This is a genomic window from Shimazuella soli, from assembly GCF_022511585.1.
GTDB classification, from domain to species: domain Bacteria; phylum Bacillota; class Bacilli; order Thermoactinomycetales; family Thermoactinomycetaceae; genus Shimazuella; species Shimazuella soli.
Map to the genome: position 1 here is coordinate 398,313 of NZ_JAKWBN010000003.1, position 10,360 is coordinate 408,672.

At 40.5% G+C, this 10,360-nt stretch carries 13 protein-coding genes; 10 read left to right on the forward strand and 3 right to left on the reverse strand.

The window, feature by feature from the left end:
- Positions 1–130: 130 nt before the first annotated feature.
- Positions 131–526, forward strand: a complete 396-nt coding sequence (locus MK805_RS10655; RefSeq protein WP_240875860.1) for a hypothetical protein — start codon at positions 131–133, stop codon at positions 524–526.
- Between the two features lie 170 nt (positions 527–696).
- Here the strand turns inward: MK805_RS10655 and MK805_RS10660 are convergent, their stop codons facing one another.
- Positions 697–1,044 carry a hypothetical protein gene (locus MK805_RS10660; protein WP_240875861.1) on the reverse strand — a complete coding sequence of 116 codons (348 nt, stop codon included), beginning with the start codon at positions 1,042–1,044 and terminating at the stop codon, positions 697–699.
- A gap of 766 nt (positions 1,045–1,810) precedes the next feature.
- Entirely contained in the window at positions 1,811–2,116 is a 306-nt protein-coding gene (locus MK805_RS10665) for a hypothetical protein (RefSeq protein ID WP_240875862.1), read from the reverse strand.
- Between the two features lie 266 nt (positions 2,117–2,382).
- Here MK805_RS10665 and MK805_RS10670 point away from each other — a divergent pair, with 266 nt between their 5' ends.
- The 8 genes from MK805_RS10670 to groL all read left to right on the forward strand — a co-directional run bounded on the left by MK805_RS10670 (position 2,383) and on the right by groL (position 7,469).
- The gene (locus tag MK805_RS10670; RefSeq protein ID WP_240875863.1) at positions 2,383–2,631 is read left to right on the forward strand and encodes a UPF0175 family protein; all 249 of its coding nucleotides are present in this window, start codon (positions 2,383–2,385) and stop codon (positions 2,629–2,631) included.
- A complete protein-coding gene (locus MK805_RS10675) occupies positions 2,628–2,882 on the forward strand; it encodes a PIN domain-containing protein (RefSeq protein WP_240875864.1) in 255 nt (84 codons plus the stop codon). Before MK805_RS10670 ends, MK805_RS10675 begins: the two co-directional genes overlap by 4 nt.
- Positions 2,860–3,129: a PIN domain-containing protein gene (locus MK805_RS10680; protein WP_240875865.1), complete on the forward strand. Its 270-nt coding sequence runs from the start codon at positions 2,860–2,862 to the stop codon at positions 3,127–3,129. The genes MK805_RS10675 and MK805_RS10680 overlap by 23 nt, the downstream gene beginning before the upstream one ends.
- A gap of 222 nt (positions 3,130–3,351) precedes the next feature.
- On the forward strand, positions 3,352–3,900 hold the full coding sequence (locus tag MK805_RS10685) for a 5-formyltetrahydrofolate cyclo-ligase (RefSeq protein ID WP_240875866.1): 549 nt from the start codon (positions 3,352–3,354) through the stop codon (positions 3,898–3,900).
- Between the two features lie 73 nt (positions 3,901–3,973).
- On the forward strand, positions 3,974–4,633 hold the full coding sequence (locus tag MK805_RS10690) for a redox-sensing transcriptional repressor Rex (RefSeq protein WP_240875867.1): 660 nt from the start codon (positions 3,974–3,976) through the stop codon (positions 4,631–4,633).
- 11 nt (positions 4,634–4,644) lie between these two features.
- Positions 4,645–5,394: a twin-arginine translocase subunit TatC gene (gene tatC / locus MK805_RS10695; RefSeq protein ID WP_240875868.1), complete on the forward strand. Its 750-nt coding sequence runs from the start codon at positions 4,645–4,647 to the stop codon at positions 5,392–5,394.
- Between the two features lie 120 nt (positions 5,395–5,514).
- Complete coding sequence (gene groES, locus MK805_RS10700; RefSeq protein ID WP_240875869.1) at positions 5,515–5,799, forward strand: co-chaperone GroES; 285 nt, start codon at positions 5,515–5,517, stop codon at positions 5,797–5,799.
- 29 nt (positions 5,800–5,828) lie between these two features.
- The gene (groL, locus tag MK805_RS10705; protein ID WP_240875870.1) at positions 5,829–7,469 is read left to right on the forward strand and encodes a chaperonin GroEL; all 1,641 of its coding nucleotides are present in this window, start codon (positions 5,829–5,831) and stop codon (positions 7,467–7,469) included.
- A gap of 93 nt (positions 7,470–7,562) precedes the next feature.
- Here groL and MK805_RS10710 read toward each other — a convergent pair whose 3' ends face one another.
- Positions 7,563–9,170 carry an FAD-dependent monooxygenase gene (locus MK805_RS10710; RefSeq protein ID WP_240875871.1) on the reverse strand — a complete coding sequence of 536 codons (1,608 nt, stop codon included), beginning with the start codon at positions 9,168–9,170 and terminating at the stop codon, positions 7,563–7,565.
- A 119-nt stretch (positions 9,171–9,289) separates the two neighbouring features.
- Between MK805_RS10710 and MK805_RS10715 the strand changes: the two genes are divergently transcribed.
- Positions 9,290–9,913 carry a TetR/AcrR family transcriptional regulator C-terminal domain-containing protein gene (locus MK805_RS10715; protein ID WP_240875872.1) on the forward strand — a complete coding sequence of 208 codons (624 nt, stop codon included), beginning with the start codon at positions 9,290–9,292 and terminating at the stop codon, positions 9,911–9,913.
- Positions 9,914–10,360: the final 447 nt, after the last annotated feature.

Here is a 10,360-nt window from a genome sequence, read left to right on the forward strand (position 1 = left end):
TTTTTTTGATGTATAAAATTCGTATTGTCATGTATGTAGATTAGCCTTTGTTTACAAGGAATATTTGTATATAATAAAAGTATCGTATCCCGTCCTGCAACCAGCAATAGCTGGAGATTGTGAGCATCAGATGTTCAAGCTGTCCAAGCTTTCCGAGCGTACCCGTCAGTTCTTGGTCCAGGCCCTGGCTCTGGCCGGTGTCTTCCTGTTCGTTTCTGGTTTTTGCCTCTTCGCCATGTACGTGGTGAAGAGCGTGGAAAACGGGGCTGAGCACCGCAAGTCTGCTCCCGTGGCCACCGCCCCGGTCGAGCACTCGCGGCACCGTCCCGTCATCGATTTCCATGTTGAGCAGATTCCGGTTGTCCGCAACATCGCGGAGTTCTCCGAAAACGCCATGAAGTCTTTCGGGGACTCCACCAAGAGCGCTCTGCAGCACCCCTTCCTGACGGCGGGAACCATCGGCTTCATAGCGATGTGCGCAGCTGCCGGCAGCGGTGACCCGTTCCGCAGGTACCAGAGCTTCTGATCACACCCGTAGGACGGGAGGGCAGTTATGTCGGATCGAGTACTCACTCATCCACATCACTGTCCCCCGCAATATAATGAAAGACCATATAGATGAGAAAAGCTAGTATCTTTGCTAGCTTTTTTGTTTGCAAATAAATTTTGTGAACGGAACATCAAGTTAAAATAATTTTACATTTTAAAGAAAAATCTATATATAATAAAGGTACCGACCATTCCCGTCCTACAATCCAGCATGATGCTGGGAAAGGGAGAGTTATGAACAAGTTCCGTGGACGCTTGAACCGGGAAAAGATCAGTGGCGCCTTCTGTTCCGGGCTGTTTGCCATGGTCATGAGCTTCTTCTTTCTTGTCTTGATGAAGGGTCCTGCCGACTACGAGGCGAAGCATCCCGCCCATGAGTCCCCGATCCAGATGTCGCCAGTAGATGGTCCCAGCATGGAGCAGAGGTCTCACTGGCCCGTCATTTCGCATGGGATGTCCATGGTGCACTCTGCTTGGCAGTTCCTCGGGTATCACGCTGTGTGGACTTCTGTGACCGCGGGTATCCTGACGATGGTGCTCATCATCGGGAATGCCATCTTGGCCCCATTCAAGCGAAACTGAGCAACCACTCACCCGAAGGGGCGGGAGGGCAGTGATGTTGCGATGATTATTCATTCGTCCACATCGCTGTCCCCTGTAAATCCATAACTTTCATATAGACCACAGAAAGGTTAGCCTAGAAGGCTGGCCTCCTTTTTGTACTTTTTTACAAAGGGTTGTATTCTCCTTTCCTTTTAATATACTAGACGCATAACAACATCCGTTCAGTAACTAGGGAGCTGGAATCATGAGGATCCGTGTCGCACTGTTCGCTGTGGCAGTCGCTGGTGTTTTCATCCTTTCGATCATTCGAGCGGAGCTCGAAACGCTGGAATCTGGACTCGGTTTGATCGGTCTGAAGGTCGGAAATCCGTGACTAAGATCAGTGAGGATCTCGACTCTGCTCTTGAAGTCATCGCTTGAATCGCCCTTTATGTCGGTATGTGCGTGCACTAAGTCCAAGCGGAACAAGAAGTACTAGTCTTTCGTTGATTCAAGGGAGAGACAATCCCCACTAACAGCTTATTTGGACGGAAGGACAGTGTGTCGAGTTGAGGTATCCATACTTCCTCGTATATCTGTCCCCCGATAAAAAACTCATTGATATAAAAAAGAGGCTGGCCTTATGGCTAGCCTTCTTCTGTCTTATTTTACAAATTAGAAAATATCTTTTGAAAACCAAACACAACAGGTATACTGATTACGTACCTGTAGATAACATTTCGTAACGAATGAGGCTTCTATGTTCTCTGCTGTTTTGAAGCAGTTCTCTCCAGACGATAAGCCTGTAGCTTTGATCAGAGCTGGTGTTTGTCGTGAGTTCAAGGAGACGCTGTTTTCTCTCTCCTTTGCGAACCCACTGGTATGGGAAGGCTTGATATTGATCCTCTGCTTCCTGATCTTTGGGGCTGCATGTAAGGAGAGAAACAAAGACACCCTTTAAAATTCGGCTCTTTAAAGTTGGGGCTGGAAAGGGTGGATGGACGTTTGTTTGTGGTACTATCATAAGCATTCGTCCCCCAAAAATAAGAATCGACGACATAGATGATAGTAGCAAGTAGCATTTGAAATGAGGGAATTACTTTTATGTATTCAAACCAAGGGGTAAATTTCACCTTGGGCTTTTTATATAAATTGTGCAGACTAAGAGTGGACTGGTTTTTGCATTGCTAGCAGATTTCGGAGTGCATATAGTAAGATAAGAACAAAAAAGGAAGTGGAACGGATGGGTATAAACCACAAAAAAAATGGGAAGTTCAGCTTCCCGATGAAATGGTTAAAAACCTAGAATTTGAAGGATATGACCAAAAAGTAATCCAATTGTCTCTTGCAGTATTCCTTTTTGTTGAGAAAAAAGTGTCTTTGGAACGAGCTGCTGGATTATCTGGTCTGTCACTTTTTGAATTTATGGAAGTATTAAAGAGAAATCGTATACCATGGGGTGAATATACAGCAGAACATTATGAGCAAGATAGAGAGTTTATCGATAGTTGGTTAGAGGAGAATGGATCATCCAAATGAAAGAAATCGTTTGCAATACAAGTCCCATAATCGCTTTATCTAAAATCGGTCATGTAGAAATTTTAGATGAACTGTTTGATAGAGTTTATATTCCAAATGCAGTTTATAGGGAAACGGTAAGTGATCAGAATGGTGAGATGTATGGGTGTAAAGAACTTCTTAGGCTTGTGGAAAACGAAACATTCCAAAGATATGAAGTGAAAAATGGTGAAGTTGTGAAAAAAATGTATGGGTTACTTGCATGCCGGTGAGATTAAAGTGATGGTTGCTGCAAAGGAGTTAGAGATAGAACGTGTTATTTTGGATGACCAGAGTGCTAGAAAAACAGCAAGAACGATGATGCTTAAACCCATTGGAACTGTTGGTATTTTAGTACTGGGAAAAGAAAGTGGCTTTATAGGGAAAGTTAAACCTCTTCTTGATCGATTGATTGATGTAAATTTTTATCTTTCTAAACAATTTTACACAAAGATCCTTCGCGATGTAGGAGAGATTTAGTTGAGCTAGCTTTCTTGTCTCTTTGTTTTTAGACTTTCTGATTCTTTAATTAAGTTAATTCTTACGTAACAACATCTTGGTATTCTCTCATACAACCAGCCTGTCCATCTGTGGACTTCAGTAACGTTGACCAAGCAAAATACAGCTTGGTTTTTTCATGTCTCTCAAAAAGTGGTATGATAAATAAGTTCATGTGAAAGATAGAGCGTAGGTGAAAATGTATTGAAAAAACAAACAATACGAAAAGATATGATAGCACTTCGGACAAAAATGAGTTCTCCAGACCGTATACAAGCATCGCGTAAAATTTGTGAGAAAATCAAGCAACTTCCCATTTACCAAGAAGCGACTTCTATATTGGCTTATTTTGCTGTTCGCAATGAAGTCAGTCTCTATCCGCTTTTCGAAGATGCTTGGAGATCAGGAAAGAGGGTTTCGCTCCCCAGTATGGAACAAGATAAGATCGTTCCGCGCTTGTTCACGACACCTAGTGCTTTGGAAACAGGAGATTTTCATATTATGGAGCCGGATAAGTCTTGTGAAAAGATAGATATCACCAAACTCGATCTGGTTTTGGTTCCTGGTGTTGCTTTTGATCGAAAAGGATATCGATTGGGTTTTGGCAAAGGTCACTATGATCGGTTTTTTGAAAAATTACCTGATGTCTACAAGTGTGGAATCGCTTACGATGAACAAATAGTGGAAACCATTTATCCAGAAGTACATGATATTCCTATGGATTTTGTGCTTACACCTAACAAGGAGATATAAAAATATGCTCCTTTGATATTTTGCCTGTTCGATTTTTTGCCGTATAATATAAGCTGGGAGGGGGTGGCTATCCTTGGCAGAACAGAAAATCCCAAAAGTAACTGCAAAAAGATTGCCATTATATTACCGCTATTTAGAAAAATTACATGCCATTGGCAAACAGCGGATTTCTTCTGCTGACTTAAGTGAAGCATTACAGATCGATCCAGCCACCATCCGGCGTGATTTTTCCTACCTTGGCGAACTTGGGAAAAAAGGATATGGTTACAACGTTACTTATCTATTGCAGTTTTTAAGAGATTTTCTTAAACAAGATGAGGTCACAAATGTGGTACTCATTGGTGTTGGGAATTTAGGGACAGCTTTATTGCGGTACAATTTTTACCGCTCTCACAACACAAAGATTGTTGCTGGTTTTGATCAAGAGTTAAGTAAGATTGGCTCCGATATAGATGGTATTCCGGTTTATTCCATGGATCGGTTAGCTGAAGTAATTTTGTTGCATCATGTGGAAGTAGCAATTCTGACTGTTCCTTTAAATGTAGCTCAGCCAACTGCCGACTTTATTGTAGATGCTGGAATTAGAGGAATCTTAAACTTTACACCTGCACGTATAACAGCACCTGATCATGTACGTATTCATCATATAGATCTTACTACGGAACTTCAGACGCTAATTTATTTTCTGAAAAAGTTTCCAACAGATGAAAGTCTGGAAGAGGAAGAGTTTTAAGGGGTATATCCATGAGCGAAGAAGAATACCAACCATTAACAGATCATCTCATTGAACTTAGGCGACGCCTTATATGGGTGCTCGCTACTTTTGTTGTTGGTTTAGTGGTGAGTTTTATCTATGCAGCAGATATTTTTAAGATCATCAGCAAAGATGCCAATCAACACTTTGCTTTGTATGCTTTGTCACCAGCTGATTCATTTAAAATTTATATGCAAATCTCGCTGGTTGCAGCATTTGTTCTCGCTTTACCTGTACTTCTTTATCATCTTTGGCAATTTGTACGTCCTGGACTGGAAGAAAGGGAACAAAAAGCAGCTCTCATTTATATTCCAGTCGCTTTCCTTCTTTTTATCGGGGGGTTAGCCTTTGGGTACTTTTTGGTTTTTCCATTGATGATTGATTTTCTCTCAAATATATCGAAAGAACTTGGTGTTAAACAGATGTATGGGATTTATCAGTACATCAGTTTTATGATGAACGTGATTGTCCCACTGGCACTATTATTTTTGTTACCTGTTGTTGTTCTCTTTTTAACACGTCTGAGACTGATCACACCATCCTTATTGATCAAAGTGCGTAGGGTTGCGTATATGATTTTAATTGTAATCGCCCTGATTATCACACCAGATTTACTTTCCAACTTCTTGGTAGCTGTTCCATTGATCTTGTTATATGAGGTGAGCATTGGATTATCTGTTTGGTTATATCGGCGAATTGAAAGAGAATCATTATTAGAAGAAAAGGAGAACGAAGACTAGGATTTTTTTTCACAGAGACCTTGCAAAATGTAACTTAGATGATTAATATAAGTAGTGGGTGTTAGCACTCACCGACGACGAGTGCTAACAAACGAACGACAAAAAGGAGGTTTTCTTATCATGATCAAACCACTTGGTGATCGAGTCATTCTAGAAGCTGTTGAGAAAGAAGAAACAACCGCTAGCGGTATTGTACTACCTGATTCCGCTAAGGAAAAACCACAAGAAGGCAGAATTGTTGCAGTAGGCAGCGGCCGTGTCGATGAGAACGGAAACCGCGTTGCAGTAGAAGTAAACGTTGGTGACCTTGTTATTTTCTCCAAATATGCTGGAACAGAAGTAAAATATGGCGAAAAAGAATACCTCATTTTACGTGAAAGCGATATCCTTGCAGTAATTGAGTAATTTCTACATAAGAAGGGGGATTTTTAAAAATGGCTAAAGATATTAAGTTCAGTGAAGATTCTCGCCGTGCGATGCTTCGCGGTGTAGATGCACTTGCAGATGCAGTAAAAGTAACTTTGGGGCCAAAAGGCCGTAATGTTGTATTGGAACGTAAATTTGGTTCTCCACTTATTACAAACGATGGTGTTACCATTGCAAAAGAAATCGAACTAGAAGATGCTTTCGAAAACATGGGAGCTCAATTGGTAAAAGAAGTAGCTACCAAAACAAACGATATCGCAGGGGATGGAACTACTACTGCTACTGTACTAGCTCAAGCGATCATTCGCGAAGGTTTGAAAAACGTAGCTGCTGGTGCAAATCCTATGATCGTTCGCAAAGGTATTGAAAAAGCAGTTGCAGCAGCTGTAACCCAAATCCAAGAGATTGCAAAACCAATCGAAGGCAAAGAGTCTATTGCTCAAGTAGCAGCTATTTCTGCAAACGATGATGAAGTAGGTAAACTTATTGCTGAAGCGATGGAAAAAGTAGGCAACGATGGCGTTATCACTGTAGAAGAATCCAAAGGAATTACTACCGAACTTGAAGTAGTAGAAGGTATGCAGTTTGACCGTGGATATATCGCATCCTACATGGTGACCGATACAGATAAAATGGAAGCAGTATTAGATGATCCATACATTCTTATCACAGATAAGAAAATCAGCAACATCCAAGAGATTCTTCCTATCTTGGAAAAAGTAGTACAACAAGGACGTCCTATCTTGATCATTGCTGAAGATCTAGAAGGGGAAGCACTTACCACCATTGTTGTGAACAAATTACGTGGAACCTTCACTGCTGTAGCTGTTAAAGCTCCTGGATTTGGTGATCGTCGTAAAGCTATGTTAGAAGACATCGCTATTCTCACCGGTGGTCAAGTGATCACAGAAGATCTCGGTCTCGATTTGAAAACAACTGGTTTAGAATCTCTAGGTAATGCACGTCAAGTACGTGTAAACAAAGACAACACCATTATCGTAGATGGTTCTGGTGAAGTTACCGACATCAAAGCTCGTGTTTCTCACATCCGTCAACAAATTGAAGAAACCACTTCTGAATTTGACAAAGAGAAATTACAAGAGCGCTTGGCAAAACTTTCTGGCGGTGTAGCAGTTATCAAAGTTGGTGCGGCTACTGAAACCGAATTGAAAGAGAAAAAACTTCGCATCGAAGATGCTCTAAACTCCACACGTGCAGCAGTGGAAGAAGGTATCGTATCCGGTGGAGGTACTGCTCTTGTTAACGTAATTCGTGCAGTAGAAGAATTAGAGGCTTCTCTTCCAATCGGGGATGAAAAAACAGGTGTATCTATCATCAAACGTTCCCTAGAAGAGCCAGTACGCCAAATTGCACACAATGCAGGTCTAGAAGGTTCTGTTATTGTAGAGCGTCTGAAAAAAGAAGACGTTGGAGTAGGATTCAATGCTCTGTCTGGAGAATGGGTAAACATGATTCAAGCTGGTGTAGTTGACCCTGCTAAAGTTACCCGTTCTGCTCTTCAAAACGCAGCATCTGTAGCTGCAATGGTTCTTACCACTGAAGCTGTTGTTGCAGATAAGCCTGAAGATAACAAAGCTCCAGCTATGCCTGATATGGGTGGCATGGGTGGAATGGGCGGCATGATGTAATAGCTTTATGTTCCAAAAAGATTCCCTTCCATTGGAAGGGAATCTTTTTTTAGGCCAAATTTAATGGTTTTTTACCGCTCTCGTGGGCAATAATTACTTAAAAAGTATAATCGAAAGCGCACTTTCTAGAGACTGTATTGGATTATCTGCCATATCGGAATTTCTCCAACCTACAATTCCATCGGGTCTTACTAGAACAGCCCCAGTTGTTTTGATTCCATAAGAGCTACAGAATTGTCCATCCTTGTCTGTGAATTCTGCCCCTATATGATGAACAGATAGCGCAAGATTAAATTTCTTTGCTACTTTATTAGCTGCATGAATCCAATTCTCACCATCAGATCCAACCATTAGAACAAAATTAGTACCAAATAAGTCAAGGGTTGAAGCTTGCTTGCCGTTTTGTTCTAAAGCAACATGCGGTGCACGAGTTCCTGGAAGTCCTCTCCACTCGTTAGGTAGTTTTATTTGTGTGGTATCTGGCTTATCTTCTGGGACAAATGCACCTTCTAAGTAACGATAACCCATGTTAATCATCAGCGTATTTACTGTAATTTGATCGATCTCCTCAGTAGCACGCTGTTGTGATAAAGCCGTAGTTTGTTTGACAGTTAGATCGGCTATTGGCAAGCGTTCTGCTTCATAAGTATTGAGCAGACCATAGTTCGCATCACCACGAAGCACTGCAGCTAATTTCCAAGCTAGGTTTTGTGCCTCTGCAATCCCTGTATTACCTCCTAAAGCGCCAGCTGGTGGTTGTACACGGGCAGCGTCACCCACAAGGAAAATTCGTTTTTCTTGAAAGCGATCGGATACACGAGCGGCCATTTCCCAAGAAAGTACTGTCTTTAATTTTACTGGAATGTCAGGAATCCCAATTGCTGCACGAATCAAAGGAATGCATCGAGATTCTGGATAATCTGCGATTGATTCTTTGGATGGATCGTACCAAATATCTATTCGATAGAGATTAGATCGTACAGAGGTACCAGGATAAGGTACAAATGCTCCCATAACTTTTTCATTTCGAACAAAACCCATAACAGCATTTCGTTTTGCAAATAACTCTGCGATATCTGATTCGAAAACCATGCTCATATTATGCATAATCGTTCCTGCTCCATGTTGTTCAATACCAAGTTGTTTTCGAATTCCACTCTTACCGCCATCAGCAGCTATCATGAAATTGGCTCGAATTTGTTGGGTAGTGTTGTTGGATCGATTTCGAATAGTAGCTGATACCCCATCTTGATCTTGTTTAAAGGAGGTCATCTCTGTATGGTATCGAAGATCAACTCCATTCTGCTGGGCATGTTTTCGAAGTATGGGCTCAAGTATATCTTGTGCGATACAGCTTCCTTTTGCAGGACTGTCATCTGGAAAGAAGGCACTCATTTCCTCAATTGTTTGATTAAACACTTCACCTACAAGACTTTCCGCTTGGAAAACTTTACTCTCCTTCGAGAACGGCGGTTCAACGTTTCGTATATCTGCTTCGACTCCTAAAGAGCGAAAAATTTCCAAAGTTCGAGCGGTTAAACCTGCAACACGTGGATGAATAGCGGTGTTTGGATGACGTTCTACTACCATCGAAGAAATCCCCTGCCGAGCAAGAAGAAGAGAAAGGGAAAGACCTACCAAACTACCTCCAACTATGAGGACTGGAATCGTTTTATCATGAGATTGAACTTTATTATTCATATTATTTATCTACCTTTCCAATTTGAATTTATTAGCAAAGTAATCTAACAATGTTAGTTGGCTAACAATGTTAGATTACAATAAAGATGATATACTTGTCAAGAAGGGAGTGTTCGAAAGTGACAGGGAATTTTTCGAATCAAGAAAATAGCAAAAACATCGATAAAGATTCAATTGTTAAAGCTTCATTGGAGCTTCTTAATCAAGAAGGAATTAAAAAATTAACAATGCGAAAAGTGGCAGAGAGACTAGAAATCAAAGGCGCATCTTTATATTGGCACTTTAAAAATAAAATGGAATTAATGACATACATGGCAGAAGAAATAAGCAAACAAATTCCGTTTCCTGATGAAAAACTACCTTGGGAAGAACAATTAATACAATTATTTCATCAAATGAGATCGGTTTTACTAACCATTCGTGATTCTGCACATATTCTTGTTGAAACACCACCATCTACACCACACCGTCTGAAATCAATTCAAAAGTTCAGTGATATTTTTATGAAACTCGGATTTGATAAAGAAGATATATTCTCTGTGTCATGGATGTTAAACAATTATGTATCTGCATTTGTTATTGAGGAATATCGTTTCATAGATGTAAAAAGATTGAAAACTGATAGTCCAATTTCTAATAAGAAAGAAAATGGACTTCCTTTTGAACTTTCGATTCCAAATATGGACAAAGAATTTCAATTTGGATTAGAAGTATTAATCGCAGGGATTAAGAGTAAATTGTGAAGTACAATCAAGCAATCAAAGAGAATGGTTTTATTAGTTCAGATGTCTAAAAATGAAACAACATTCCTTTACCTTGGACTGTTGTTTTTTTCTTTCTTTGGAGTTGAACCTATTGGGTGCAACTAATATTCTTTCTTTTGGCATTGGATTATCGTAAATTTTTTATAAAAAAAGGGTTGCAATCTTTTATTGACCGTGTTATATTATTTCTTGTCGCCGCGAGCAACACACAAAACGGCTGACTGACAACAACTTCTACTTGATTTTCGGGACGAGTTGTTATAAAATATAAAAGTCGCGCTTGAAACACTAACAAGTGAGACAGTCGCACTTTGAAAATTGGATAGGAAATAGATGAAGAGAAAGACATGTGTGTCTTTTTCGTCAAGTTGCAAAACACCGGGTGAATGTAATGATTCACCAAGGAACCAAGTAGGAGAAGCTACT